At 71.0% G+C, this 24,845-nt stretch carries 24 protein-coding genes; 12 read left to right on the plus strand and 12 right to left on the minus strand.

Going from position 1 to position 24,845, the window contains the following annotated elements; genetic code table 11:
• Positions 1-27: 27 nt before the first annotated feature.
• On the minus strand, positions 28-1,779 hold the full coding sequence (locus ACTOWL_RS23360) for an IlvD/Edd family dehydratase (protein ID WP_441323677.1): 1,752 nt from the start codon (positions 1,777-1,779) through the stop codon (positions 28-30).
• Positions 1,780-1,806: 27 nt separating this feature from the next.
• Positions 1,807-2,634, minus strand: a complete 828-nt coding sequence (locus ACTOWL_RS23365; RefSeq protein WP_441323678.1) for a FadR/GntR family transcriptional regulator — start codon at positions 2,632-2,634, stop codon at positions 1,807-1,809.
• Positions 2,635-3,015: 381 nt separating this feature from the next.
• Here ACTOWL_RS23365 and ACTOWL_RS23370 point away from each other — a divergent pair, with 381 nt between their 5' ends.
• Both ACTOWL_RS23370 and ACTOWL_RS23375 read left to right on the plus strand, forming a co-directional pair.
• On the plus strand, positions 3,016-3,912 hold the full coding sequence (locus ACTOWL_RS23370; protein ID WP_441323679.1) for an aldose 1-epimerase: 897 nt from the start codon (positions 3,016-3,018) through the stop codon (positions 3,910-3,912).
• Positions 3,913-4,160: 248 nt separating this feature from the next.
• Positions 4,161-5,228 carry a saccharopine dehydrogenase family protein gene (locus ACTOWL_RS23375; protein ID WP_441323680.1) on the plus strand — a complete coding sequence of 356 codons (1,068 nt, stop codon included), beginning with the start codon at positions 4,161-4,163 and terminating at the stop codon, positions 5,226-5,228.
• Positions 5,229-5,293: 65 nt separating this feature from the next.
• Here the strand turns inward: ACTOWL_RS23375 and ACTOWL_RS23380 are convergent, their stop codons facing one another.
• The 5 genes from ACTOWL_RS23380 to ACTOWL_RS23400 all read right to left on the minus strand — a co-directional run bounded on the left by ACTOWL_RS23380 (position 5,294) and on the right by ACTOWL_RS23400 (position 8,756).
• Entirely contained in the window at positions 5,294-5,623 is a 330-nt protein-coding gene (locus tag ACTOWL_RS23380) for a type II toxin-antitoxin system RelE/ParE family toxin (RefSeq protein ID WP_441323681.1), read from the minus strand.
• Between the two features lie 5 nt (positions 5,624-5,628).
• A complete protein-coding gene (locus ACTOWL_RS23385) occupies positions 5,629-5,913 on the minus strand; it encodes a type II toxin-antitoxin system Phd/YefM family antitoxin (protein WP_441323682.1) in 285 nt (94 codons plus the stop codon).
• Between the two features lie 74 nt (positions 5,914-5,987).
• Positions 5,988-6,659 (minus strand): fused DSP-PTPase phosphatase/NAD kinase-like protein, encoded by a 672-nt coding sequence (locus ACTOWL_RS23390; protein WP_441323683.1) that lies wholly within the window; start codon positions 6,657-6,659, stop codon positions 5,988-5,990.
• Between the two features lie 79 nt (positions 6,660-6,738).
• Positions 6,739-7,491: a Bax inhibitor-1/YccA family protein gene (locus ACTOWL_RS23395; RefSeq protein ID WP_441323684.1), complete on the minus strand. Its 753-nt coding sequence runs from the start codon at positions 7,489-7,491 to the stop codon at positions 6,739-6,741.
• A 155-nt stretch (positions 7,492-7,646) separates the two neighbouring features.
• A complete protein-coding gene (locus ACTOWL_RS23400; protein ID WP_441323685.1) occupies positions 7,647-8,756 on the minus strand; it encodes an NAD(P)/FAD-dependent oxidoreductase in 1,110 nt (369 codons plus the stop codon).
• Positions 8,757-8,825: 69 nt separating this feature from the next.
• Here ACTOWL_RS23400 and ACTOWL_RS23405 point away from each other — a divergent pair, with 69 nt between their 5' ends.
• Positions 8,826-9,509 carry a TetR/AcrR family transcriptional regulator gene (locus ACTOWL_RS23405; RefSeq protein ID WP_441323686.1) on the plus strand — a complete coding sequence of 228 codons (684 nt, stop codon included), beginning with the start codon at positions 8,826-8,828 and terminating at the stop codon, positions 9,507-9,509.
• Positions 9,510-9,522: 13 nt separating this feature from the next.
• Here the strand turns inward: ACTOWL_RS23405 and ACTOWL_RS23410 are convergent, their stop codons facing one another.
• Together ACTOWL_RS23410 and ACTOWL_RS23415 are read right to left on the minus strand one after the other, a co-directional pair.
• Positions 9,523-12,042, minus strand: coding sequence for an ABC transporter permease (locus ACTOWL_RS23410; RefSeq protein WP_441323687.1), 2,520 nt, complete (start codon positions 12,040-12,042; stop codon positions 9,523-9,525).
• On the minus strand, positions 12,039-12,797 hold the full coding sequence (locus ACTOWL_RS23415; RefSeq protein WP_441323688.1) for an ABC transporter ATP-binding protein: 759 nt from the start codon (positions 12,795-12,797) through the stop codon (positions 12,039-12,041). The genes ACTOWL_RS23410 and ACTOWL_RS23415 overlap by 4 nt, the downstream gene beginning before the upstream one ends.
• On the opposite strand from ACTOWL_RS23415, the gene ACTOWL_RS23420 reads away from it, so the two are divergent.
• Positions 12,796-13,479 (plus strand): arylesterase, encoded by a 684-nt coding sequence (locus tag ACTOWL_RS23420; RefSeq protein WP_441323689.1) that lies wholly within the window; start codon positions 12,796-12,798, stop codon positions 13,477-13,479. The genes ACTOWL_RS23415 and ACTOWL_RS23420 overlap by 2 nt on opposite strands.
• A gap of 4 nt (positions 13,480-13,483) precedes the next feature.
• On the opposite strand, the gene ACTOWL_RS23425 is transcribed toward ACTOWL_RS23420, so the two are convergent.
• On the minus strand, positions 13,484-13,780 hold the full coding sequence (locus ACTOWL_RS23425) for a hypothetical protein (RefSeq protein WP_441323690.1): 297 nt from the start codon (positions 13,778-13,780) through the stop codon (positions 13,484-13,486).
• Between the two features lie 137 nt (positions 13,781-13,917).
• On the opposite strand from ACTOWL_RS23425, the gene ACTOWL_RS23430 reads away from it, so the two are divergent.
• From ACTOWL_RS23430 to ACTOWL_RS23445, 4 genes are all read left to right on the plus strand, one after another.
• A complete protein-coding gene (locus tag ACTOWL_RS23430; RefSeq protein ID WP_441323691.1) occupies positions 13,918-14,958 on the plus strand; it encodes an aldo/keto reductase in 1,041 nt (346 codons plus the stop codon).
• Positions 14,959-15,004: 46 nt separating this feature from the next.
• The gene (locus tag ACTOWL_RS23435) at positions 15,005-15,895 is read left to right on the plus strand and encodes a LysR family transcriptional regulator (protein WP_441323692.1); all 891 of its coding nucleotides are present in this window, start codon (positions 15,005-15,007) and stop codon (positions 15,893-15,895) included.
• A 120-nt stretch (positions 15,896-16,015) separates the two neighbouring features.
• A complete protein-coding gene (locus ACTOWL_RS23440; protein WP_441323693.1) occupies positions 16,016-16,600 on the plus strand; it encodes an NADPH-dependent FMN reductase in 585 nt (194 codons plus the stop codon).
• Positions 16,597-17,793: an MFS transporter gene (locus ACTOWL_RS23445; RefSeq protein WP_441323694.1), complete on the plus strand. Its 1,197-nt coding sequence runs from the start codon at positions 16,597-16,599 to the stop codon at positions 17,791-17,793. The genes ACTOWL_RS23440 and ACTOWL_RS23445 overlap by 4 nt, the downstream gene beginning before the upstream one ends.
• On the opposite strand, the gene ACTOWL_RS23450 is transcribed toward ACTOWL_RS23445, so the two are convergent.
• Positions 17,790-18,692 carry a LysR family transcriptional regulator gene (locus ACTOWL_RS23450; RefSeq protein ID WP_441323695.1) on the minus strand — a complete coding sequence of 301 codons (903 nt, stop codon included), beginning with the start codon at positions 18,690-18,692 and terminating at the stop codon, positions 17,790-17,792. The two genes, ACTOWL_RS23445 and ACTOWL_RS23450, sit on opposite strands and share 4 nt — an antisense overlap.
• Before the next feature lie 53 nt (positions 18,693-18,745).
• Between ACTOWL_RS23450 and ACTOWL_RS23455 the strand changes: the two genes are divergently transcribed.
• The gene (locus ACTOWL_RS23455; RefSeq protein ID WP_441323696.1) at positions 18,746-19,720 is read left to right on the plus strand and encodes a nitrilase family protein; all 975 of its coding nucleotides are present in this window, start codon (positions 18,746-18,748) and stop codon (positions 19,718-19,720) included.
• A 2-nt stretch (positions 19,721-19,722) separates the two neighbouring features.
• Here the strand turns inward: ACTOWL_RS23455 and ACTOWL_RS23460 are convergent, their stop codons facing one another.
• A complete protein-coding gene (locus ACTOWL_RS23460; protein ID WP_441323697.1) occupies positions 19,723-20,673 on the minus strand; it encodes a GlxA family transcriptional regulator in 951 nt (316 codons plus the stop codon).
• Positions 20,674-20,763: 90 nt separating this feature from the next.
• On the opposite strand from ACTOWL_RS23460, the gene ACTOWL_RS23465 reads away from it, so the two are divergent.
• The 3 genes from ACTOWL_RS23465 to ACTOWL_RS23475 form a co-directional block, all read left to right on the plus strand.
• Positions 20,764-21,915: an acyl-CoA dehydrogenase family protein gene (locus ACTOWL_RS23465; protein ID WP_441323698.1), complete on the plus strand. Its 1,152-nt coding sequence runs from the start codon at positions 20,764-20,766 to the stop codon at positions 21,913-21,915.
• Positions 21,915-23,984, plus strand: a complete 2,070-nt coding sequence (locus tag ACTOWL_RS23470; RefSeq protein WP_441323699.1) for an acetate--CoA ligase family protein — start codon at positions 21,915-21,917, stop codon at positions 23,982-23,984. The genes ACTOWL_RS23465 and ACTOWL_RS23470 overlap by 1 nt, the downstream gene beginning before the upstream one ends.
• Positions 23,974-24,845: carnitinyl-CoA dehydratase (locus ACTOWL_RS23475; protein ID WP_441323700.1), on the plus strand; the 872-nt coding region annotated here is incomplete at its 3' end. The genes ACTOWL_RS23470 and ACTOWL_RS23475, both read left to right, overlap by 11 nt.

Genomic DNA, 24,845 nt, shown 5'->3' on the forward strand with positions numbered 1-24,845 from the left:
GCCCCGGACGGGGCGGGCCGGAAGGGGTCAATGGCTGTCGCGCGGTACGGCGTGGCCGCGGCAGCCGACCAGGAAGTCCAGGTCGGCACCCTTGTCGGCCTGCATCACGTGGCGGACATACAGCTCCTGGTATCCGCCCTTCATGGCCGGCTCCGGCGGCGACCAGCGCTTGCGCCGTTCCGCCAGCTCGGCCTCGGGCACGTCGAGATGCAGCCGCCGGTTGGCGACGTCCAGCTCGATCATGTCGCCGTCCTGCACCAGGGCCAGCGGGCCGCCGGCCGCGGCTTCCGGCGCGGTGTGCAGCACCACGGTGCCGTAGGCGGTGCCGCTCATCCGCGCGTCGGAGATGCGGACCATGTCGCGCACGCCCTTCTTCAGCACCTTCTGCGGCAGCGCCAGGTTGCCGACCTCGGCCATGCCCGGATAGCCCTTCGGGCCGCAGTTCTTCAGCACCATGATGCAGGTCTCGTCGATGTCGAGATCCGGGTCGTCGACGCGCGCCTTGTAGTGCTCGATGGTCTCGAACACCACGGCGCGGCCGCGATGCTGCATCAGCTCCGGCGTCGCGGCGGAGGGCTTCAGCACGGCGCCGTCCGGCGCCAGGTTGCCCTTCAGCACGGTGATGCCGCCCTGCTTGACCAGCGCGTTGTCCCAGGGGCGGATCACCTCCGGGTTCCAGTTGGCGGCGGCCTGGACGTTCTCCCACATGGTCTTGCCGGTGACGGTCGGGGCGTCCTTGAACAGCATGCCGTTCTCGCCCAGCGCCCGGGTCACCGCCGGGATGCCGCCGGCATAGTAGAAGTCCTCCATCAGGAAGCGGCCGGACGGCATCAGGTCGACCAGGGTCGGCACGTCGCGGCCGAACTCGTCCCAGTCCTTCAGGGTGAAGTCGACGCCGGTGCGGCCGGCCAGGGCCAGCAGGTGGATGACGGCGTTGGTCGACCCGCCGATGGCGCCGTTGACGCGCACCGCGTTCAGGAAGGCCTCGCGGGTCAGGATCTTCGAGATGCGCAGATCCTCATGCACCATCTCGACGATGCGGCGGCCGGACATGTGGGCGATGACGTAGCGACGGGCGTCGACCGCCGGGATCGCGGCGCAGCCGGTCAGGCTGGTGCCCAACGCCTCGGCCATCGAGTTCATGGTGCTGGCCGTGCCCATGGTCATGCAGTGCCCGGCGGAGCGCGACTGCGCGGCCTCGGCCTCCATGAACTGCTGCAGGCTCATCACCCCGGCCTTGACGTCGGCGTCGAACTGCCAGACCGCGGTGCCCGAGCCGATGGTGCGGTCCTGGTAGCGGCCGTTCAGCATCGGGCCGCCGGACACGACGATCGCCGGGATGTCGCAGCTGGCCGCGCCCATCAGCAGCGACGGCGTGGTCTTGTCGCAGCCGGTCAGCAGCACGACGCCGTCGATCGGGTTGGCGCGGATCGCCTCCTCGACATCCATCGCCGCCAGGTTGCGGTACAGCATGGCGGTCGGCCGCAGGTTGGTCTCGCCGGTCGAGAACACCGGGAACTCCAGCGGGAAGCCACCCATCTCCCACACGCCGCGCTTCACATGCTCCGCCAGCTTGCGGAAATGGGCGTTGCAGGGGGTGAACTCGGAGAAGGTCTGGCAGATGCCGATCACCGGGCGGCCGTCGAACACATGGTCCGGCAGGCCCTGGTTGCGCATCCAGCTGCGATGGATGAAGCCGTCCTTGTCGTAGTGCCCGAACCAGGCGGAGGAGCGGAGAGGCTTCCGGTTGTTGTTGCTGCTGCCGGCGTCGTCAGCCATCACGAGATCCTTGTGGCTAGGCTGTGGTCAGAGGGTCGGCTTGAAGTGCGGCAGGGCGCGAACCATGTCCCGCGCCGCGTCCTCGAGCAGGATCCGCATCGCCTGGCGCGCCTCCTCCGGCTGCCGCGCCAGGATGGCGTCGCGCACCGCGCGGTGCAGCGGCAGCGACACCTGCAGCGCCCCGGGCTCGTTGTTGGTGATGCGGAAGCTCGACGCCATCGCGGTCTCGATCAGGGCGCCCAGCGGCTGCAGGAACTCGTTGTTCGACGCCGCCAGGATCGACTGGTGGAAGCGCAGGTCGGGCTCGACCGAGGCGTCGCCGTCCGGCGCCGCCTCCATGTCGGCGAAGGCGCGAGTGATCGCCGCCCGCTGGCCGTCATCGCCGCGCTCCGCCGCCATCGCCGCGGCCGCCGGCTCGATGATCTGGCGGATCTCGAACAGGTCCTTGGCCAGGCGCTCCATCGGCTGGGTCGCGAACTGCCAGGCCAGCAGGTCCGGGTCCAGCATGTTCCATTCGCCGCGCGGCCGCACCCTGGTGCCGGTCTTGGGGCGGGATTCGACCAGCCCCTTGGCGGCCAGCACCTTGATCGCCTCGCGCAGCGCGGTGCGGCTGACCGAGAACTGGGTCGACAGGTCGGATTCGTTCGGCAGCACCGTGCCGGGCTGGATGTCGCCGCGCACGATCCGGGTGCCGATGTCGTAGGCGATCTGGCCGTGCAGCGAGCGGCGGGAGAAGGTCTTGCTGCCGCCCTGCGGCTGGTCGGCGGCGCCCGCGGCCTCCGCCGGGCGCCGGCCGCGCCGCAGCACCGGGGTCCCGGCCATCGTCGCGTCCGGATGGGCCGACGCAGCGGCCATCGCGATCGCTCTTCCCCCGATAGGTCTCTCCGGGCCGGACATCTGTTCCCCTTTCCTGCTGCCGGTCAGACGCGGCCGAAGCCGCTCGGGCGCCACAGCGTCCCGGCTCCGCCGTCTTCCATCGGTCCGACGATCTCGCTCCGGTCGATACGCAGGTCGGGGCTGGGCCGGGCAGTCCTGCCACGGGCCATCCGCATGCCGTCCGCTCGAACGACATTCTCTCCGCACTTCTCGACCACGGCCTTTCCCCAACGGCGCGATCTGGCTTGCCGACCGCACTCTTTACTATTCATCATACAAATGGAGTATTGAGCCCTCGGCGGATCGGCGTCAAGCATTGCCGAACATTGCTGACCAGGGCAGCCGCAACGGGAGGATGGAATGACGGTCGAGACGGTGCAATTGCGGGCGGGTGACAGCGGGGCCGACATCGTGCCGGCGATCGGCGGCGGCATCGCCGCCTGGTGGACCGGCTCGGGCCCGGACCGGCGCGACTGGCTGCGCCCGGCCACTGCCGAAGCGCTGGCGGCGGACGATCCGCTCGGCCTCGCCAACTTCCCGCTCACCCCGTTTTCGAACCGGATTCGCGAGGGCCGCTTCCGCTTCCGGGGGCGGGAGGTGGCGCTGCCGCTGAACACGCGTGAGCGGCACCAGCTGCACGGCCATGGCTGGCAGCGGCCCTGGACGGTGCTGGAGCGGTCGGCGACGCGCTGCGTGCTGGTCGACGACTACGCCGCCGATTCCTGGCCCTTCCCGTACCGGGCGCGGCAGGAATTCGAGCTGACCCCGGCCGGCTTCGACCTCGTGCTGTCGGTCGAGAACACCGGCCGCGAGCCGATGCCGGCGGGGCTGGGCCAGCATTTCTACTTCCCGCGCACGCCGCAGACGACGGTGACCGCCGGGATCGAGCGGATGTGGGTCAACGATTCCGAGGTGATGCCGCTGGAACTGGTCGAGCCGCCGCCGGAGAAGGATTTCCGGCGCGGCGTCCGGCCGGAAGCGGTGCGGATGGACAACAACTTCACCGGCTGGGACCGGCGGGCGGTGATCGACTGGCCTGAGCATCGCGCCCGGCTGGTGATGGAAGCCGACGCGCCCTTCGACTTCCTGGTCTGCTACTCGCCGGACGACCCCTATGTCTGCGTCGAGCCGGTGAGCAACGCGACCGACGCCTTCAACCTCGCCGAGTCCGGCCGCACCGACACCGGCATGGCGGTGCTGCAGCCCGGCGACGTGCTGCGCGGCGCGGTCCGGCTGCGGCCTGAGATCATCGCGTAGGTGCGAACCAAACCTACTTCGAAGAATCAGTGTTGAATGGGATCTCGGCCACAAATCTTGGTCGGCTAATTATCTTTCCCGCTTTCTCCGATCCACCGGCGACTCGAAGGTCGCCGAGCCTCCGCGCGCACCTTCCGGAACGCCCGAACACAAGGCTTTCTGCGGCTTTCCGGCGGGTGTAGAGACGCTCCATCCGAACCGCCCCGGTGCCGCCGGCCCCGGGGCGTTCGTCTGAAGGAGACGGCGTCATGACCAAGGTTCTGCTGCTCGGCGGCGGCAAGATCGGCACCTGCATCACCGCCCTGCTGACCGCCACCGGTGACTACCAGCTCACCGTCGGCGACCAGGACCAGGGCATGCTCGACCGGCTCGAGGCCAATGTCGCCAAGCGCCAGCTGCGCTTCGACGACGCGCAGGCGCTGCGCGACGCGGTGTCCGGCCACGACGTGGTGATCTCGGCCGCGCCATTCCACCTGACGCCGCTGATCGCCGAGGCGGCGAAGGACCGCGGCGCCCATTACTTCGACCTGACCGAGGACGTCGAGAGCACCCGCCGGGTCAAGGCTTTGGCCGAGGGCGCGAAGACCGCCTTCACCCCGCAATGCGGCCTGGCGCCGGGCTTCATCTCGATCGTCGGCTACGATCTGGCCAAGCGCTTCGACGAGCTGCACACCGTGCATATGCGCGTCGGCGCCCTGCCGGTCTATCCGTCGAATGCGCTGAAGTACAACCTGACCTGGTCGACCGACGGGCTGATCAATGAGTACTGCAACCCCTGCGAGGCGATCCACGAGGGCGAGCTGCGCGAGGTGCTGCCGCTCGAGGGCATGGAGCACATCTCGCTCGACGGCATCGACTACGAGGCGTTCAACACCTCGGGCGGCCTCGGCACCCTGTGCGAGACGCTGGACGGCAAGGTCAAGTTCCTGAACTACAAGACCGTGCGCTATCCGGGCCACCGCGACATCGTCAAGCTCTTGGTCAACGAGCTGCAGCTGGGGCAGCGCCGCGACATCCTGAAGGACGTGCTCGAGGCCTCGATCCCGATGACCAAGCAGGACGTGGTCCTGATCTTCGTCACCGCCTGGGGCAAGAAGGAAGGCCGGCTGATGCAGGAGACCTACGCCAAGAAGGTCTACGCCAAGGAGATCGCCGGCCAGCTGTGGAGCGCGATCCAGGTCACGACCGCGGCCGGCATCTGCGCCATGGTCGACCTGCAGCGCGCCGGCAAGCTGCCGCAGCAGGGCTTCGTGCGGCAGGAGCAGGCGAACCTGTCCGACGTCCTGGCCAACCGCTTCGGCCAGCACTACGCGTAAGAAGAACCGGGTTTAGGGACGGAAACGGGAAGGGCGCGGCCGAGGCTGCGCCCTTTTCATTTGGCTCAGGGCGTTTGCAGCAATCGGTGCTGCAGCAGGCTCTGCATGTCGCGCCGTCCGTCGACGATGCAATGGACGACCACCGCGTCCTCGCGGACGCGATAGATGATGCGATACGGCTTGTAGTGGGCCTCGCGGAACTGAGCCAGTCCGAGGGCGCGCAATTCCTTCGAGATGTTGCCGCGTGACGGCAGGGTTGTCAGCCGCCGGATCACATCGTTCAGGGATCGGAGGATGCGACGAGCGTTCTCCGCCGAATCGTGATCGGCGATAAAGTCGACAACGCTCTCGAGGTCCCGTTCCGCTTCCCGCAGCACGATGACCGGCAGGGACACCGGGATCAATCCTTGAGGCGGGCCTCGAGGCGGGCTTCCAGGTCGGCAAATACGTCCTCGGCCGGCCGGAACTTGCCCGCTTCATAGTCGCGCTCCCCCAGCGCCAGAATCTTCAGCAACGCCAGCGTTTCCTGGGTCTCTTCATAGCTGTCGATATCCTGCAGCACCGCCTTGGCTTCGCCGTTGACGGTGATGATGAACGGTTCCTGCCCCTCCCTCAGCCCCTGGATGACCTCCGGAGCATGGGCCTTCAGGTAGCTGATCGGCTTCACGCGGTCGGACAGCTTCATGGCGACGAACTCCCGGATCGGTCCGAATAAGGTCTGAATTTAGGCCGAATCCGATCCGCGGTAAAGCCGCCGGCTCACTCCCGCCCCAGCACCCGGTCCACGATCATGGTGGCGAGGCCGCTGGGGGTGAAGGAGGCTTTCACCTTCTTGCGGTCATAGGCGGTATCGACCCAGTCCCAGAAGCCGATCGGCTCGCGCGCATTGGCCTCGGCATAGGCCTCGATGAAACGGTCCAGTAGGCCGGTCGGCGACTTCTTGAAGTGCAGATAGCGCCAGTGCAACTGCTTCAGCGCCTCGGCCGGCGGGATGTTCTCCCGCGTCATCAGGATCAGGGCCGCCACCAGCCCGGCGCGGTCGGAGCCCGACTTGCAATGCACCAGGATCGGGTACTCTGCCCCGTCCAGCGCCCGCTTGATCTGGTGCAGCACGCTGACTTTCGGCGCGTCGCGCGACTTGGTGGTGACGTCGACCAGGGTGATGCCGTGGCGGCGGCAGGCCTCCACCTCGGAGCGGTAGGAACCGCAGTCGCGTGGGCCGCGCAGGTTGATGATGGTGCGGATGCCGTCGCGGGCCATGCCGCGGATCTGGTAGGGCAGGGGCTGGCCCGAGCGCCAGATCCCGGGGGCGATCTCGATCCGGGTGTTGACGAAGGTCCGGAACACGCCGTGGTCGACGATCCAGTTGTCGAACGTGTCGGCCAGGCGGCGGCGGCCTTTTCGGGACGGGTCGGGAACGGCTTCGGTCATGTCCATGGTCGATGCGGCGTCCGGAAAAGCGAAGCCCGGCGGCCGAAGCCGCCGGGCTGTCCGTCATGACGACGGTTGGTCAGTTGCGGTTGCCGAGCAGCCGCAGCAGGAACATGAACAGGTTCAGGAAGTTCAGGTACAGGGTCAGCGCGCCCCAGACCGCGGTCTTGGTCTCGACCTCCTGGCCCAGCCCCTCGGCATACTGCTCCTTCAGCCGCTGGGTGTCGTAGGCGATCAGGCCGGCGAAGATCAGCACGCCGAGCACGCTGATGACGAAGGCCAGGCCGCTCGAGGCCAGGAAGATGTTGACCACGCTGGCGATGATGATGCCGAACAGGCCCATGATCAGGAACGAGCCGAAGGCCGACAGGCTGCGCTTGGTGGTGTAGCCGTACAGGCTCAGCCCCGCGAAGGACGCCGCGGTGATGAAGAACACCCGGACCACGCTCTCGCCGGTATAGGCCATCAGGATCGGCGCCAAGCCGATGCCCTGCAGGGCTACGAACAGCCAGTACAGCGTCTGCAGCGTGGACGCGCTCATCGAGCGGATGCCCATGCTCATCCAGAAGATCAGGCCGATCGGCGCCAGCAGCGCGACCCAGCCCAGCCCGGTCAGGCCGACCTGCCCGAAGGCGTTGGCCGCCAGGAACACGCCGCCGAGCGGCGTGAACATCACCGCCGCGGCGGTGATGCCGCTGACCAGCAGGCCGCCGGCCATGTACCAATAGATCCGCAGCATGTACTGCCGCAGACCCTCGTCGAACGCCGCACGCTCGATGGTGCGCGCGCCGGCGCCCGGTGTTGCGTAACGGCCCTGTGGATCGAAGGCCATCTTGAAGTCCTCTAGGGTGGTGAAAAACCACGCGGCAGATATTGGCAGCGTCGGGCCAACATACAACAGTTGGCGCCTGCGCCGAAGGGCCTCAGGCGTCGCGTGTGGCCGATCCCTCCTTGTCTCCTTTTTGCAGGAGGTGATGGCGGGGAGGCTCAGCGCGCATCTGTCGCCGCGCCGTAGCCGAAGGTCTTGCGGTAGCGCGGGACAAAGAGGTCGCGGCCCTTCAGCGTCGACGTCACGCACGGGCCGACGGCCAGGCCGTGCCGCGTGACCGGCAGAATGCTGGCCCCGGCCTTCGGGCCCAGCGGCACCAGGATCGCCGGCGCGCGCCAAGCCGTGTAGGCGGCCAGGCTCTCGACGGCGCGCCCGGCCATGACCGCCTTCAGCGTCTTCGCCAGCCAGGGCGCCTGCCGCGTGATGGCGACGATGGTCATGGGGTCGCCCGTCTCGGCGGCATCGCCCAAGGCGAAGACGTGGCGCAATCCCGCAGGCCTCAACCATGGATCGAGCCCGAGCCGCCCGGAGGGGGAGAGCTTGGCATGAGCGATCGGCGGGACGACGGGTCGTGCGCCAATGGCCGGGAAGACCAGGTCGGCCTCGACGGTCCGGCCTGCCGCCGTCAGCACGCCGGCGAACGGGCGGTCGGCGGCCTCGAGGCCTTCGACCCGTGCACCCAGGCGAAGCGTCACGCCCCGGGCCGTGAGTTGCTCGGCCAGCGCCGCCGAAAGCCGGCCCGAATAGCCGGGAAGCAGGTTCGGCGAAGACGCCAGCAAGGTCATCGGCTTGCCCGGATAGGCGGCCGCGATTTCGCCGGCCAGTTCCACGCCGACCGCCCCGCCGCCGACGATCGCCACGGACCGCACGGCGCGCAGGGTCTCGTGCGCCGACCGGCTGTCCTGGGCGAAGATCTCGCCCGAGGCAGATTGCGGCTTGAAGGGCCGGCCGTAGGTCGACCCGGTCGCGGCGACGACGATGTCGGCCTCTATCGTCGTCCCGTCGGCCAGCGTCACACGGCCTTCGCTGATGTCGGCGGCCAGCCCCTGGATCACCGATCCCCGGCGAAGCAGGCGGTCATAGGGAATGATCAGTCGGTCCAGCAGGGCCGGTTCGACGACCGCCCGGATGGCCGCGACGTTGTGCACGAAGCGGTCCCGCGGCTCGATCAGCCGCACCTCGGCGACCTCGTCCAGCGCCCGGGCGAGCATCGTCCCCGCATATCCCCCACCCACGATCAGAACCCGTTTCACAGGCTGCATCTCCATCTGCTGACTTTCCGTTCGGAAAGTGCTGTAGAGATGGACTTTCCGTCTGGAAAGTCAATAATCCATCGGATGGCGCAGCCGCGCGAGGAGGACATGGTGAAAGGCGTCGCTATGAACAGCGAGGCGCGCCGGGAAGGCGGCTGCTCGCGGATCTTGGCGGCCGCCCTGGAGGTGTTTGCCACCTTCGGCTTCGAGGGGGCGAGCCTACGGCAGATCGCGGATCGCGCCGGTGTGATGCACCAGCTGGTGGTCTATCACTTCAAGACCAAAGAAGCCCTTTGGCGGGCTGCGCTCGCCTCGATCATGGGCGAAGCCGCCGCGCAGTTCGCCGCCATGCATCCGCGGCTGGCGGGTGAGAGCCCCCAGCAAGCCTTGCGGATCATGGTGCGGGAGCTTGTCCTGTTCACGGCGCGCCGGCCGGAATTCCACCGCATCGTCACCTTCGAGGGGCGGACCGACAATGTGCGAATCCGATGGCTGATCGAAACCCACGTCCGCCCCTATTTCGAATTCTCGACCGGTCTGATCCGCGCCGCCCAGGCCGTCGGGGCGGCGCGGCCCGGCGATCCGGGCCAGCTCCATTACGCGGTCATCGGCCTGGTGACGACGAGCTTCGTCTTCGCTCACGAATATCGCATCATGACCGGTCTGGACCCCTTCGATCCGGTGGAGATCGACAAGGTCAGCGATCTGGCCTGCGACTTCCTGGGGATCCGCGGCGGGGCACTTCGGATGACGCCTCCCGCCGGATGAGCGAAGCGAGGCCTCACTCGTTCCGCAGCAGCGGCGCCGCCTTCTGGCCGAGCGCCACCCAGGTGCCGAGGAAGCCGAAGCCGAGGGTGATGGCGATGCACAGCGCCGCGGTGCCCAGGAGGGTCAGCGGCAGGAAGGTCCAGTCGATCTCCATCACGAAAGTCAGCACGGCCCAGGCGGCGACGCTGCCGAGCGCGCAGGCGATCACGGCGGTCAGCAGGCCCAGCAGGCCGTATTCGATCAGGAAGGCGCGCAGGATATCGCCGCGGGTGGCGCCCAGAACCTTCAGCACCACGGCGTCGTAGATCCGGCGGCGGTGGCCCGCCACCACGGCGCCCGCCAGCACCAGCGCGCCGGCCAGCAGGGTGACGCCGGCGGTCGACCGCACCGCCGTACCGATCTGGGACAGCAGCGCGTTCACCGTCTCCAGCGCATCCCTCAGGCGCACCGTGGTGACGTTGGGGAAGGCCTCGGTCACCGCCTTCTGCAGCGCCATCTCCCCGGCCGGCGGAATCCTGACCGTCGCCAGCCAGGTGTGCGGCGCGGCCGACAGCGGCTTCGGCGACATGATCAGGGTGAAGTTGATGCCCAGCGTGCTCCAGTCGATGTCGCGGATGTTGGCGACCTCGGCCTCGATGTCGCGGCCCAGCACGTTGATCGTCATCCGGTCGCCCGGCTTCAGCCCGAAGGCCTCGGCGACGTCCTTGTAGACCGAGATCCGCGGCGGGCCGTCATAGCCGGCCGGCCACCATTGCCCCTGTAGCAGCTTATCCTTCGGCGGCATCGCCGCGGCGTAGGTGACGCCGCGGTCGCCGCGCAGCCAGCCCGACTTGCTGGGGTCGATCACCGCCTTGTCGGCCGGCACGCCGTTCACCGCCGCGATGCGGCCGCGCAGGCTGGGCACCTCGGCCAGGTCGGCGGCGCCCGGCGTGCCCTGGATCAGGGCGTCGAACTGCCCCTTCTGCGACTTCTGCACGTCGACGAAGAAGAAGGACGGCGCCTGGTCGGGCAGGGTGTCGCGGATCTGGCGGTCCATGTTGCCCTGGATCAGGGCGATCGCCGCCAGCACGGTCAGGCCGAGGCCGAGCGACAGCACGATCTGCGGCGTCGGCGCGCCCGGCCGGTGCAGGTTGGCCAGCGCCAGGCGCAGCCCCGGCCGGCGCGGGCGCGGGGCGCGGCGCGACAGAACCATGACGCCGAGCGCCGTGCCGGTGAACAGCAGGATGGAGGCGACCGCGCCGCCGACGAAGATCGCGGCCAGCTTCGGGTCCGCCGCGGTGGCGACGGCGAGGCCGGCCAGGGCCACGGCGCACAGGCCGGTGGCCGCGACGAAGCGCGGCTCCGGCCGGGCATGGCGCGGCGCCACCCGGTCGCGGAACAGCGCCGCGGCCGGGATGCAGGCGGCGCGGGCCAGCGGCCACAGCGAGAAGGTCAGGCTGGTCAGCAGGCCGAAGCCGGCGGCCAGCAGCAGGGCGCCGGGATAGACCCCGATCCGGGCCTCGACCGGCAGCAGCCCCTGGATCAGCGCGGCGACGGCCGAGGGCGCGACGGCGCCGATGGCGAGGCCGATGGCGATGCCGAGGCCGGACAGCACCAGCACCTGCAGCAGATAGGTCTGGAAGATCAGCCGCCCGGGCGCGCCCAGGCATTTCAGCGTGGCAATGGTGGCCAGCCGCGCGTCCAGCCAGGCGCGCACCGCATTGCCGACCCCGGCGCCGCCGACCAAGAGCGCGGTCAGCCCGACCAGGGTCAGGTACATGGTCAGCTGGTCGATGGTCCGGCGCAGCGACGGCGCCGCGTCGCGGTCGTCGCGCACCCGCCAGTTGGCATCCTGGAATTGATCCTTGAACCCCTCGGCGATCTCGCGCGCGTCGCTGCCGCGCGGCAGCGCCAGGCGGTAGTTGTAGGTCAGCATCGATCCCGGCTGGATCAGGCCGCTGGCGTCCAGCGCGCCGCGGTCGATCATCAGCCGCGGCCCGATGGCGAAGCCGCTGCCGGCCTTGTCCGGCTCGCGCGCGATGGTGCCGCGCAGCTCCACCACCGAATCGCCGACCGCGATCCGGCCGCCGGCCGACAGGCCCAACCGCGCCGCCACCTCCGGGTCGGCCACCGCGCCCCAGACGCCGTCCTGCTGGGCCAGCGCCGCCTGCAGGTCGCCGCCGCCCTCCAGCTCCATCCGGCCATACAGCGGATAGGCGCCGTCGACGGCCTTCAGCTCGACCAGCGTCGTGGCTTCGTCCTGCGGGTTGCGGGCCATGCCGCGGGTCTCGACCACCTCCGACACCCGGCCGGCGGCCTCGAACTGCGCCCGCTCCGCCGCCGTCGCCGCCTGGTACAGGCGGTGCAGCTCAACATCGCCGCCCAGGATCGCCTGGCCGTCCTCGGCGATGCTGCGGCGGATGCCGTCGGCGACCGACTGCACCGCGGCGATGGCGCCGACCCCCAGCGCCAGGCAGGCCAGGAAGATGCGAAAGCCCTTGAGGCCGCCGCGCAGCTCGCGCCGGGCCAGGCGGGCGGCGTTGCGCAAGCTCATTTCAGCCGGGCCAGGGCGGCGGAGTGGGTGAGGCCGACATCGGTGATGCGGCCGTCGACCAGCCGGACGATGCGGTCGCAGCGCGCCGCCAGCGCCGGGTCGTGGGTGATCAGCAGCAGCGTGGCGCCGCGCCGGCGCGACAGGTCGAACATCAGCTCGATCACCTGCCGCCCGGTCTCGCCGTCCAGATTGCCGGTCGGCTCGTCGGCCAGGATCACGTCGGGGTCGGCGGCGAAGGCACGGGCCAGGGCGGTGCGCTGCTGCTCGCCGCCCGACAGCTGGCCGGGATAATGGCTCAGGCGGTGGCCCAGCCCGACGGCGCGCAGCCGCTCCGCCGCCTGCTCGAAGGCGTCGGCCGCGCCCGCGAACTCCAGCGGGATGGCGACGTTCTCCAGCGCCGTCATCGTCGGGATCAGGTGGAAGTTCTGGAACACGATGCCGACATGGTCGCGCCGGAACAGCGCCAAAGCGTCCTCGCTCGCCGTCGACAGCTCGCGTCCGGCGACCTCGACCCGGCCCTGGGTCGGCCGCTCCAGCCCGCCGATCAGCATCATCAGGCTGGACTTGCCGGAGCCGGAGGGGCCGACGATCGACACCACTTCGCCGGCGGCGACCGACAGGTCGATTCCGCGCAGGATGTTGACGGGGCCGGCCGCGCTCGCCAATTCAAGGTGCACATCGGTCAGCCGGATGCTGGGCGGGGCGGCCGTTCCGGCCCCGAAGCCGGCCTGCGGTGCAGGAGTAGTCCCGTCCATGCGTATCCCTCTCGCCCAACTCCGGACAGATGGCGCCGCGCGGCGCCTTTTCAATGCGGCGCTCCTGGCCCTGTGCGCGGCTGTCGCGCTGCCCAGCCTGGCGCAGGCGGGGACGATCCGCATCCTCGCTCTGGGTGACAGCCTGACCGCCGGCTTCGGCCTGGACGAGGCGGATGGCTTCGTGCCGCAGCTCGAGGCGGCGCTGCGGGCGAAGGGCCACGACGTGAGAGTGCTGAACGGCGGCGTCTCCGGCGACACCAGCGCCGGCGGGCTCGACCGGCTGGACTGGGCCCTGGCCGACAAGCCCGACCTCGTCCTCGTCGAGCTCGGCGCCAACGACATGCTGCGCGGCCTCGACCCGGCCTCGACCCGGGCCAATCTCGACAAGATCCTGGCCCGGCTGGACCAGGAGAAGATCCCGACGCTGCTGGCCGGGATGCGGGCCGCGCCCAATCTCGGCCCGGCCTATGCCGCGGCCTTCGACCCGATCTTCCCGGACCTGGCCGAGGCCCATGGCGTGGCGCTGTACCCCTTCTTCCTCGACGGGGTGGCGACGCTGACGGCGCTGAACCAGGCCGACGGCATGCACCCCAACGCCGCGGGCGTGAAGGCGATCGTCGAGCGCATCACCCCCGCGGTGATCGAGCTGATCCGGTCCAGCGGGTTGGCCCGGACGGGGTGACCGCTCAAGGATCGCGGTGGATGGCGTTGTCGATCAGCTCCGCCTGCCGGCGTTTCGTCCCGGTCCAGCGGTCGAGCCGAAGCCGGTCCGTCGCGCTGAGCCACGCGAAGACGGCGGTCATGGCAAATACGAAGCCGAAGATGCCGCGGCTCACGAACGGATAGAGATCCGGCCCGACAAGGTTGAGCAGGGATCGTGCCCAAGGATAGTCGGGCTCTACGCCGAGCACGACGTAGACAAGGCAGGCGACGGCCGCGGCGGCCAGGAGAAGCGTGGTCAGATCGATCGGCGGGCGGCGCATCGGCGTTGGACAGCAGTCGACGGTTCAGCATGGGGCTCGCCGCCCGCGCCGGCAAGACGCCGCCGCATCGCGGTTCCGTTCGGCGGCGTTTCCGGCTATAGCGAAATCGTCCGACCAATCCGCTCCCGGAGCCCCTGATGGAACAGCGTCCGCTCGGCCGCACCGGCCTCGACGTCACCGCGATCTGCCTCGGCACCATGACCTGGGGCACGCAGAACACCGAGGCCGAGGGCCATGCCCAGATGGACTACGCGCTCGACCGCGGCGTCACCTTCTGGGACACGGCCGAGATGTATTCGGTGCCGCCGACGGCCGAGAGCTATGGCCGGACCGAGGAGATCATCGGCAGCTGGTTCGCGACGTCCGGCAAGCGCAACCAGGTGGTGCTGGCCTCCAAGATCGCCGGCCCGGGCGCGCATCTGAGCTATGTCCGCGACGGCAAGCCGCGGCTCGACGCCAAGAACGTCAAGGCCGCGGTCGAGGCCAGCCTGAAGCGGCTGCAGACCGACCGGATCGACCTGTACCAGCTGCATTGGCCGAACCGCTCGGTGAACAGCTTCGGCAGGCTCGGCTACGCCCATGATTCGGCCGAGGATTTCGTCGCGCCGGAGGAGACGCTGGCGGCGCTGGCCGATGAGGTGAAGGCCGGCCGCATCCGCCATGTCGGCCTGTCGAACGAGACGCCCTGGGGCCTGATGCGCTATGTCGAGGCGTCGGACCGGCTGGGCCTGCCGCGCCCGGTCTCGATCCAGAACCCCTACAACCTGCTGAACCGCAGCTTCGAGGTCGGCCTCGCCGAATGCGCCCATCGCGAGGATATCGGGCTGCTCGGTTACGCCCCGCTGGCCGCGGCGACCCTGACCGGCAAGTATCTCGACGGCCAGCTGCCGCCGGGCTCGCGCCGCGCGATCGACCGCCGCAAGTCGCGCTACGACACGCCGAACGCCGAGCCGGCGACCCGGCGCTACATCGCCCTGGCGCGCGAGCATGGGCTGGACCCGGCGCAGATGGCGATCGCCTATGCCCTGTCGCGGCCGTTCATGACCGCGGTAATCATCGGCGCCACCTCGATGGAGCAGCTGCGCACCAACATCGCCGCGGCCGAGGTCACGCTGTCGCCGGAGGTGCTGCAGGGCATCGACGCGATCCACACCGCGTATCCGAGCCCCTGCCCCTGAGGGGGTAACGCTTCCGGCCGTCCATGCAGTTCCGTATAGTCCCCGCATGGATTGGGACGATCTGAAGTTCGCCTTCGCCGTCGCCCGGCACGGTTCGCTCAGCGCCGCGGCGCGGGCGTTGGGCACGACCCAGCCGACGGTCAGCCGGCGGCTGGACGGGCTGGAGCGGCGGATCGGGGTCAAGCTGTTCGAACGCTCGGCCGGCGGCCTGTCGCCGACGCCGCTCTGCGCCGCGCTGGTCGACGGGCTGCAGCGGATGGAGGAGGGGGCGCTGGCGGTCGAGCGCCGGATCGCCGCGCGCGACACCGGCCTGCAGGGCGCGATCACCATCACCAGCCTGGACTGGTTCGGCGACACTGTCGTGGCCCCGATCACGGCGCGGTTCGGCGTGCTGCACCCGCTGGTGGCGATCGAGCTCCTGAACGAGCCGCGCATGTTCAACCTGTCGCGGCGCGAGGCCGACCTGGCGTTCCGCTTCGCCGCCTTCGCCCAGGAGGACCTGATCGAGCGCAAGGTGGCGGAGGTCGGCTACGGCCTCTACGCCACGACCGGCTATCTCGACCGGCACGGCCCACCGGATTTCGCCGCCGGCTGCGCCGGCCATGTCGTGGTCACCATGTATGAGTTCGCCAGCCGGTCGACCCAGGCGGTCTGGCTGCACGGCATCGCGCCCGAGGCGCGGGTGATCTCGCGCACCAGCGGCCTGGGATCGCAGATGGCCGCGGCCGAGACCGGGCTGGCGATGGCCTCGCTGCCGCGGCTGCTGGGCGACGCGCGCCCGGCGCTGCGGCGGATCGAGACGCCGGTGTCCTGCCCGGTGCAGTCGGTGCGGCTGGGGGTGCATGCCGACCTGCGCGACGCGCCGCGCATCCGTGCCTTCATCGACTTCGCCGTGGCCGAGCTGAAGGCCCGGGCGCCGGAGCTCAACCCGCCCTGACCGACTATACGGAATTGTATAGGGTGCATACGGAGCTCGGGAATGGGCGCCGCGCTGGTTCCGGGCCAAATCCCATTCGGCGCCGTGGAACGGGCGCCGGCCTTTCTGGAAGGGGTTCCGATGTCCGACCCGATCCGCATCCTCGGCCTGTCCGGCAGCCTGCGCCGGGCCTCGCTGAACACCGCGCTGCTGCGCGCCGCAAGCGAGCTGCTGCCCGCCGATGCCGCGCTGGAGATCCACCCGCTCGCCGACTTGCCCTTCTTCAACGAGGATGTCGAGGCCGAGGGCCTCCCCGATCCGGTCCAGGCGCTGAAGGCGAAGATCGAGGCGGCCGACGCGCTGCTGCTAGCGGTGCCGGAATACAACTACTCGATCGCGCCGGCGCTGAAGAACGCGCTGGACTGGGCGTCGCGCCCCTATGGCGCCTCGGTGCTGGTCGGCAAGCCGGTCGCCATCCTCGGCGCCTCGGCCGGGATGGGCACGGTGCGGGCGCAGCTGCATCTGCGCGACGTGGCGATCACCACCGGCCTGCATGTGCTGAACCAGCCGGAGATCTTCGTCGGCCGCGCCGCCGGGAAGTTCGACGCGGACCTGCGCCTGACCGATGAGCCGACCCGGGCGATCCTGGCCCGGATGCTGCAGCGCCTGGTGCATTGGACCCGCGCGATCCAGGCCAGCCCGCCGATCCGGGACTCCGCGGCGTGACCGCAGCGCTCGCAGGACCGCAGGCGGCGCCGACCCGCTGGACCGCGGTCGCGGTGGTCGTCGCGTCCGGCGTGGTCGCGGCGCTGCAGGTCGGCAAGGGCGCCATCGCCCTGCCGGCCCTGCGGACCGAATTCGGCCTGAGTCTCGAATCGGCCGGCTGGATCATGTCGGTCTTCGCCCTGCTGGGCGTGGTCGGCGGCATTCCGGCGGGTGCCGCCGTGGCCCGGTTCGGCGACCGCCGGCTGCTGGCGCTCGGCCTCGCCGCCCTGGCCCTAGGCAGCGCCGTCGGCTCGACCGCCGGCAGCTTCCCGCTGCTGCTCGGCACCCGCGTGCTCGAAGGACTCGGCTTCCTGCTGGTCGTGGTCGCGGCGCCGGCGCTGCTGCAGCGCATCGTCGCCGCGCCGGACCGCGACCTCGCCTTCGGCATCTGGAGCGCCTTCATGCCGGGCGGCATGGCGATCGCCCTGCTGCTCGGCGCCGCGCTGGCGGGATGGCGCCCGTTCTGGATCGCCAACGCCGTCCTGGCCGGTGCCTTCGTCCTGCTGGTGCTGTTCGCCGTGCGGGCGCGGGAGCGCGTGCCGGACGGCCTGTCCTGGCGCGAGATCGGCGGCGACGCGGTGCTGACCGCGACCTCGCGCGGCCCGCTGCTGCTGGCCGGCGCCTTCGTGCTGTACAGCCTGCTCTACTTCGCCCTGGCCAGCTTCCTGCCGGTGCTGCTGATGGAGCGGATGGGCGTGGCCGTCGCCGCGGCCGGGGCGCTCAGCGCCGTCGCCGTCGGCGCCAATGTGCTCGGCAACCTGGCCGCCGGCCTGCTGCTCGGGCGCGGCGCCGCCCGCTGGATGCTGATCGCCACGGCGGCCACCGTCATGACCCTGACCGGCATCGCCGTCTTCGCCCTCCCGCTGCCGCCGATGGTGGTGTTCCTGCTCTGCGTCCTGTTCTCCGGCGTCGGCGGGCTGCTGCCGGCCACGGTGCTGGGCGCCGCGGGGCTGGTGGCGCCGAAGCCGGGGCTGGGGCCGATGACGCTCGGCCTGATCATGCAGGGCAGCAATCTCGGCCAGGTGATCGGCCCGGTGGCGGTCGGCGGGGTGGTCGATGCCGCGGGCTGGCCGGCGGCGGCGGTGCCGGTCGCCGTGGCGGGCGTGCTGGCCCTGGTGGTGGCGACGCTGCTGCGGGGCGTGTTCCGGGCCTAGCCGAACAGCGCCCGGTGCTCCCGGAACAGCCCGGCCAGCGCGTCGGCCACCGCCCGCACCCGCGGCACCTCGGCCAAATCGGGGCGGATCAGCAGCCAGATCTCGCGTGGGGGCGGCAGGGCGTCCAGCGCGACCGGCACCAGGCCGGGATCGGGATCGCCCAGGAAGCGCGGCAGCAGTGCGATTCCCCAGCCGGCTCGGGCGGCCGCGGCCTGGGCCATCTGGCTGTCGCAGCGGAAGGCGATGCGGCGGCCGGGATGGCGCCGCGCCAGCCACGCCGCCTCGGACTCGCTTTCCTCGTCGCCGATCAGCGGCGGTGTGCCGCCGGAAGCGGCCTCCGCCGCCACCGCGGGCGCCGCATAGGCGCGATAGGCGATGCTCGCCACCCGCCTGCCGACCAGGGCGCTGTCGGCCGGCCGGCCCAGGCGCAGGGCGATCTCGGCCTCGCGCCGGGCCAGGCTGGTGATCCGGGTCTCCAGCACCAGCTCCAGCTCGATGCCCGGATGGCGCCGGCGCAGCCCGTCCAGCCGGTCGATCAGGAAGCCCAGCGCCAGCGACCGGGCGGTGGTCAGCCGCACCGGCCCGACAGGCCCCTCCTCGGCATGGTCCAGCCGGCGCAGCAGGGCTATTGCCCCGGCCTCCATCGCCTCGGCCTCGGCCAGCACCACGGCCCCGGCCGCGTTCGGGCGGTAGCCGTCGGGGCGGCGGTCGAACAGCGGCCGGCCCAGCGCCCGCTCCAGCCCGTCCAGCCGGCGCGACACGGTGGCGTGGTTCACCCCCAGCGCCCGGGCGGTGGCGGACAGGCTGCCGTGCCGGGCCAGGGCGACGGCATAACGGACATCGTCCCAGTCCAGGGCTGTGCGGTTTCGATCGGGCATGGTGCGGGGATGATAGTCCATGCACAGGCCGTCCGGCAGCTAGAGTCGCCGCATCGACACCCCGCGAGGCCGTGATGACCCTGCTGCGCGCCGCCACCGTCCAGTTCCGGCACCAGGCCGACGACAAGCCCTACAACCTCTCGCGCATCCGCCACTTCACCGCGGCCGCGGCGGCGCAGGGGGTGAAGATCCTGGCCTTTCCGGAGATGTGCATCACCGGCTACTGGCATGTCCGCAACCTCGGCCGCGACGCCATCGCCGCCCTGGCCGAGCCGGTGCCGGACGGGCCGTCGGTGCAGGCGGTGCGCGACCTGGCGGTGGAGCACGGCATGGCGATCGGCGCCGGGCTGGTCGAGGCGGGCGGCGATGGCCGCTTCTATAATTCCTACGCCGTCTGCCTGCCCGACGGGTCGGTGCATTGCCATCGCAAGCTGCACGCTTTCGAAAGCGAGCACATCGCCAGCGGCGACCGCTACACCGTGTTCGACACGCCCTGGGGCGTGCGGCTGGGCGTGCTGATCTGCTGGGACAACAACCTGGTGGAGAATGCCCGGGCCACGGCCCTGCTGGGCGCCGAGATCCTGCTGGCGCCGCACCAGACCGGCGGCTGCGCCTCGCGCAGCCCGCACGCCATGAAGCCGATCGACCCGGCGCTGTGGCACCGGCGGCGCGAGGACCCGGCGGCGATCGAGGCGGAGTTCGCCGGGCCGAACGGCCGCGGCTGGCTGATGCGCTGGCTGCCGGCGCGGGCCCATGACAACGGGATGTTCCTGCTATTCAGCAACGGCGTCGGCGAGGATGACGGCGAGGTGCGCACCGGCAACGCCATGCTGCTGGACCCCTATGGCCGCATCCTGGCCGAGACCGGCGTGGCCGACGACGCCATGGTGGTGGCCGATCTCGACCTCGACCTGCTGCCGCTGGCGACCGGCCGGCGCTGGATCCGCGGAAGGCGGCCGGAGCTGTACGGCCTCTTGACCGAGCGGCAGGGTCATGAGCTCGACCCCCGCCAGGCCCGGTTCTCGCCGGACCCGGTGGTCAGGCGCTGAGGCTAGCCTCCTCCCCGCCGCGCCCGGGCCGGATTGACGCCGTAGCGGATGCGGAAGGCGCGGGCGAGGGCGGAGCCGGAGGCGAAGCCGCAATCGGCGGCGATATCATTGACCGGACGATCGGTGTTTTCCAGCAGGCGCCGGGCCAGGGCCAGGCGCAGCTCGGCGTAATAGGCCTTGGGGCCGGTGCCGAGCGTGGCCCGGAAGCGCTGCAGCAGGGCGCGCGGGCCGATGCCCAGCTCCGCCGCGATCGCCTCGACCGGCAGCGGCGCCTCGATATTCGCTTCCATCAGCCGGATCGCCCGCACCAGCAGCGGGTCCTGCCAGGCCAGGCGGCCGGCCGCGACCATGTGCTGCGGGTCGTGGCCGGGATGCGAGCCCTCGTAGAGGAAGGTGCTGGAGACGGCCAGCGCCAGGCTCAGCCCGTGGTCGCGGCGCAGCAGGTCCAGCATCAGGTCCAGCGTCGGCAGCGCCCCGCCGGCGGTGATGCGGCGGCGGTCGACGACGAAGCGGTCGGGCACGGCGGTGACGGCCGGGAAGCGCTCGGCGAAGTCGCGCAGATCCTCCCAATGCGTGGTGGCGCGGTGGCCGTCCAGCACCCCGGCCAGGGCCAGCACATAGGGCGCCGATTCCAGCCCGGCGATCACCGCGCCGCGCCGGGCCGCCGCCCGCAGGAAGCGGCGCACCCCGGGCGTGGCCCGCGCCTCGGCCTCGTAGCTGGCGACGACGTACAGGTCGTCGGTTTCGCCGGCCGTGGCCATCGCCGCATCGGCCTCCAGCCGCAGGTTGCTGCTGCTGGCGACCGGACTGCCCCCCTCGCTCAACACCGACCAGGCGAACAGCGGCCGTCCGGCCATCCGGTTGGCGGCGCGCAGCGGCTCGATCAGCGCTGCCAGAGTCAGGTTCGAGAAACCGTCGAGGACCAGGATCGCGATCCGACGCGGCGCAGTCATCAAGTCTGATTCCGTATCGTTTCAGTCCGAAACGGTATCGCCCGCCCACCCGGCCCCGCAATAGCCTTCGGGACAGCCAGGGAGGCGAGGATGGATTTCGGGCTCAGCCACGAGCAGCAGCTGGTCGTCGACACGGTGCGCGGCTTCGTCGAGCACGAGCTGCAGCCGCTGGAGCGGGAGGTGGAGCGCACCGGCCATGTGGCGCCGGAGGTCGGCCGCGAGATCCAGCGCAAGGTCCGCGACCTCGGCTTCTACGCCCCCAACATCCCGGAGGAGTTCGGCGGCGGCGACCTCGACCACCTCACCTTCACCCTCTTGGAGCGCGAGCTCGGCCGGGCCTCGATGGCGCTGACGGTGTTCTGGGGCCGACCCTCGAACATCCTCTGCGCCGGCACGCCGGAGCAGCGCGAGCGGTACCTCCTGCCCTGCGTCCGCGGCGAGAAAGTCGACGCGCTGGCGATGACCGAGCCCGATGCCGGCTCCGACCTGCGGGGCATGAGCTGCAGCGCCCGGCGCGACGGCGGCGACTGGGTGATCAACGGCACCAAGCACTTCATCAGCCATGCCGACGTGGCCGATTTCGTCATCCTGTTCGTCGCCACGGGCGAGGATGGCGCCGGGCGCAAGCGTATCTCCTGCCTGCTGGTCGACCGCGACACGCCGGGCTTCGGGATCCATCCCGGCTACAATTCCGTCTCGCATCGCGGCTACCACAATTCGACCCTGACCTTCGACGATTGCCGGGTGCCGGTCGACCAGATGCTGGGCGAGGAGGGGCGGGGCTTCGACCTGGCCAACACCTGGCTGCACGCCACCCGCCTGACCGTGGCGGCGATGTGCGTCGGCCGCGCCCGCCGCGCCTTCGACCTGGCGCTGTCCTATGCCGCCCAGCGCAAGCAGTTCGGCCAGCCGATCGGCCGCTTCCAGGGCACCGGCTTCAAGCTGGCCGACATGATCACCGAGATCGACGCGGCCGACTGGCTGACCCTGTCCGCCGCCTGGCGCATCGACCAGGGCCAGGACGCCAACCGGGCGATCAGCCAGGCCAAGCTCTTCGCCTCGGAGATGCTGGGCCGGGTGACGGATGCGGCGCTGCAGATCCATGGCGGCATGGGGCTGATGGACGATTTGCCGATCGAACGCTTCTGGCGCGACGCGCGGGTGGAGCGGATCTGGGACGGCACCAGCGAAATCCAGCGCCACATCATCGCCCGCGACCTGCTGCGGCCGCTGGGGGCGTGATGACCCGGCGCTTCGACCTGTCCCGCCTGCTGCGGCCGCGCTCGATCGCGGTGATCGGCGGCAAGCCGGCGGCGGAGGTGATCCGGCAGAGCCGGCGCATGGGCTTCGCCGGCGAGATCTGGCCGGTGCATCCGCAGCACGAGACGGTCGAGGGCCTGCCCGCCTTCCGCAGCGTCGCCGAACTGCCGACCGCGCCCGACGCCGTCTTCCTCGGCATCAACCGCCATGCCGTGATCGAGGTCACGGCCGCCCTGGCCGCGCGCGGCGCCGGCGGCGCGGTCTGCTACGCCTCCGGCTTCGCCGAGACCGGCGGGGAGGGGGCGGATCTGCAGACCCAGCTGGTCGCGGCGGCCGGGGCCATGCCGGTGCTGGGCCCCAACTGCTACGGCGTGATCAACTACCTTGACGGCGCCCTGCTGTGGCCCGACCAGCATGGCGGGCAGCGGGTCGAGCGCGGCGTGGCGCTGGTCACCCAGTCCAGCAACATCGCCATCAACCTGACCATGCAGCGGCGCGGCCTGCCGATCGCCTATGTCGCGACGCTCGGCAACCAGGCGGTGGCCGGCCTGGCCGAGATGGTCGAGGCCTTCCTCGACGACCCGCGCGTCACCGCCATCGGCCTGCACATCGAGGGCCTGGCCGAACCGGCCGCATTGGCCCGGGCGGCGGCACGGGCGCGGCGGCAGGGCGTGCCGATCCTGGCGCTGAAGACCGGCCGGTCGGCGGAAGGGGCGCAGCTGACCCTCAGCCACACCGCCTCCCTCGCCGGGGCCGACGCGGTGACCGACGCCTTCCTGCGCCGCATCGGCGTGGTCCGGGTGCCGTCGCTGCCGGTGCTGCTGGAGGCGCTGAAGCTGCTGCATGTCGCCGGGCCGTTGCCGGGCCGCGACATCGCCTCGATGAGCTGCTCGGGCGGCGAGGCGGCGCTGATCGCCGACGCCGCGCTCGGCACCGGGCTGCGCTTCCGGCCGCTCGATGCGCCGCAGGCAGCCCGAGTGGCGGCGACGGTGTCGGCACTGGTCACGGTGTCGAACCCCTTCGACTACCACACCTTCATCTGGGCCAACGCCCCGGCCATGACCGAGACTTTTTCGGCGATGATGGCGGCGGATTTCGACCTGACGCTGCTGGTGCTGGACCTGCCGCGCGGCGACCGCTGCAGCGACGCCGACTGGGTGCCGTCGCTGGAGGCGCTGGTGGCGGCGTCGCAGCGCACCGGCCGCAAGGCGGCGCTGGTCGCCTCGCTACCCGAGGGGCTGCCGGAGGATCAGGCGCAGCGGCTGGTCGCGGCCGGCGTCGTGCCGCTGCTCGGCATCGACGACGCGCTGGCCGCCATCGCCGCGGCGGCGGAGGCGGGGGACATTCGCGGCGAGACCGATGCGCCGCTGCCGGCGGAGCCGGTGCCGCTGGCGCCGGGCCTGGTCCGCACCCAGTCGGAGTGGGAGGGCAAGCGCCGCCTCGCTGGCCACGGCGTGCCGGTGCCGGAAGGGCGGCTGGTCCGGTCGCCGAACGAGGCCGCGGCGGCCGCCGCGGCGATCGGCTTCCCGGTCGTGCTCAAGGCCACCGGCGCCGACTTGGCGCACAAGACCGAGCTCGGCGCCGTGCGCCTGAACCTGGCCGATGTCGCCGCGGTGCGCGACGCCGCCGCGGCCCTGACCGGACTCGGCGAGGCCTTGCTGGTCGAGCGCATGGTCGGCGGCGCGGTGGCGGAGCTGATCGTCGGCATCGGCCGCGACAAGCTGTTCGGGCTGCATCTCGTGCTCGGCTCCGGCGGCACGCTGGTCGAGCTGGTCGGCGACCGCCGCATCCTGCTGCTGCCGGTCGGGCGGGCGGAGGTCGCGGCGGCGATCCGCTCGCTCAAGGTGGCGGCACTGCTCGACGGTCATCGCGGCCGGCCGCCGGGCGATCTCGATGCCGCGGTCGATGCCGTGCTGGCGGTCCAGGGCTTCGCCCTGGCCGAGGCCGGCCGGCTGGCCGAGCTCGACGTCAACCCGCTGATCGTTACCCCTCACGGCGCCGTGGCCGCCGATGTCCTGCTGCGACTGGTGGAGGAAGCCGATGACCGATGATCCCGTGCGCGTCACCCGCGACGGCGCCGTGCTCGAGGTGGTGCTGGACCGGCCGAAGGCGAACGCGATCGACGCCGCCACCAGCCGCCGCATGGGCGAGGTCTTCGCCGGGTTCCGCGACGACCCGGAGCTCCGCGTCGCCATCGTCACCGGCGGCGGAGACCGCTTCTTCTCCGCCGGCTGGGACCTGAAGGCCGCGGCGGCCGAGGGCATCCGGCCGGACGAGGATTACGGCATCGGCGGCTTCGCCGGGCTGCAGGAGCTGCCGGGCCTGAACAAGCCGGTGATCGCGGCGGTCAACGGCATGGCGGTCGGCGGCGGGTTCGAGCTGGCGCTGTCCGCCGACCTGATCCTGGCGGCCGACCATGTCCGGTTCTCACTGCCCGAGATCAATGCCGGGACGCTCGCCGACGCGGCGACGATCAAGCTGCCGCGCCGCATCCCGTATCACGTGGCGATGGACCTGCTCTACACCGGCCGCTGGATGGAGGCGGCAGAGGCGGCGCGCTGGGGCCTGGTGAACCAAGTGGTGCCGGCGGCGGAGCTGATGGACCGCGCCCGCGCCTTGGCCCGGCACCTGGCCGACGGCCCGCCTCTGGTCTTCGCCGCGATCAAGGAGGTGGCGCGGGAGAGCGAGGCGCTGCCGGTGCAGGCGGCTTTGGCGCGGGTGATGCGCCGCGGCTTCCCGACCGTGGCGACGCTCTATGACAGCGTGGACCAACTGGAAGGCGCCCGCGCCTTCGTCGAGAAGCGCAAGCCGGTGTGGACGGCGCGGAAGCGCACCACCACACCCTCCCCTAGCCAAAGCGTCGGGCCCCTCCCTCTACCCGACGAGAGAGGGAAAAAGTCACGCGCTCCAAA

It is taken from the genome of Inquilinus sp. CA228 (assembly GCF_052078665.1).
Classification (GTDB): Bacteria; Pseudomonadota; Alphaproteobacteria; order DSM-16000; family Inquilinaceae; genus Inquilinus.

Coding starts and splice junctions, on each gene's coding strand:
- ACTOWL_RS23415 (WP_441323688.1), bottom strand. CDS start 12,797: ATGGACGGGACTACTCCTGCACCGCAGGCCGGCTTCGGGGCCGGAACG.
- ACTOWL_RS23385 (WP_441323682.1), bottom strand. CDS start 5,913: ATGAAGCTGTCCGACCGCGTGAAGCCGATCAGCTACCTGAAGGCCCAT.
- ACTOWL_RS23420 (WP_441323689.1), top strand. CDS start 12,796: ATGCGTATCCCTCTCGCCCAACTCCGGACAGATGGCGCCGCGCGGCGC.
- ACTOWL_RS23400 (WP_441323685.1), bottom strand. CDS start 8,756: ATGGAGATGCAGCCTGTGAAACGGGTTCTGATCGTGGGTGGGGGATAT.
- ACTOWL_RS23410 (WP_441323687.1), bottom strand. CDS start 12,042: ATGAGCTTGCGCAACGCCGCCCGCCTGGCCCGGCGCGAGCTGCGCGGC.
- ACTOWL_RS23390 (WP_441323683.1), bottom strand. CDS start 6,659: ATGACCGAAGCCGTTCCCGACCCGTCCCGAAAAGGCCGCCGCCGCCTG.
- ACTOWL_RS23360 (WP_441323677.1), bottom strand. CDS start 1,779: ATGGCTGACGACGCCGGCAGCAGCAACAACAACCGGAAGCCTCTCCGC.
- ACTOWL_RS23370 (WP_441323679.1), top strand. CDS start 3,016: ATGACGGTCGAGACGGTGCAATTGCGGGCGGGTGACAGCGGGGCCGAC.
- ACTOWL_RS23430 (WP_441323691.1), top strand. CDS start 13,918: ATGGAACAGCGTCCGCTCGGCCGCACCGGCCTCGACGTCACCGCGATC.
- ACTOWL_RS23465 (WP_441323698.1), top strand. CDS start 20,764: ATGGATTTCGGGCTCAGCCACGAGCAGCAGCTGGTCGTCGACACGGTG.
- ACTOWL_RS23470 (WP_441323699.1), top strand. CDS start 21,915: ATGACCCGGCGCTTCGACCTGTCCCGCCTGCTGCGGCCGCGCTCGATC.
- ACTOWL_RS23395 (WP_441323684.1), bottom strand. CDS start 7,491: ATGGCCTTCGATCCACAGGGCCGTTACGCAACACCGGGCGCCGGCGCG.
- ACTOWL_RS23425 (WP_441323690.1), bottom strand. CDS start 13,780: ATGCGCCGCCCGCCGATCGATCTGACCACGCTTCTCCTGGCCGCCGCG.
- ACTOWL_RS23440 (WP_441323693.1), top strand. CDS start 16,016: ATGTCCGACCCGATCCGCATCCTCGGCCTGTCCGGCAGCCTGCGCCGG.
- ACTOWL_RS23405 (WP_441323686.1), top strand. CDS start 8,826: ATGGCGCAGCCGCGCGAGGAGGACATGGTGAAAGGCGTCGCTATGAAC.
- ACTOWL_RS23455 (WP_441323696.1), top strand. CDS start 18,746: ATGACCCTGCTGCGCGCCGCCACCGTCCAGTTCCGGCACCAGGCCGAC.
- ACTOWL_RS23450 (WP_441323695.1), bottom strand. CDS start 18,692: ATGGACTATCATCCCCGCACCATGCCCGATCGAAACCGCACAGCCCTG.
- ACTOWL_RS23460 (WP_441323697.1), bottom strand. CDS start 20,673: ATGACTGCGCCGCGTCGGATCGCGATCCTGGTCCTCGACGGTTTCTCG.
- ACTOWL_RS23375 (WP_441323680.1), top strand. CDS start 4,161: ATGACCAAGGTTCTGCTGCTCGGCGGCGGCAAGATCGGCACCTGCATC.
- ACTOWL_RS23435 (WP_441323692.1), top strand. CDS start 15,005: ATGGATTGGGACGATCTGAAGTTCGCCTTCGCCGTCGCCCGGCACGGT.
- ACTOWL_RS23365 (WP_441323678.1), bottom strand. CDS start 2,634: ATGGCCGCTGCGTCGGCCCATCCGGACGCGACGATGGCCGGGACCCCG.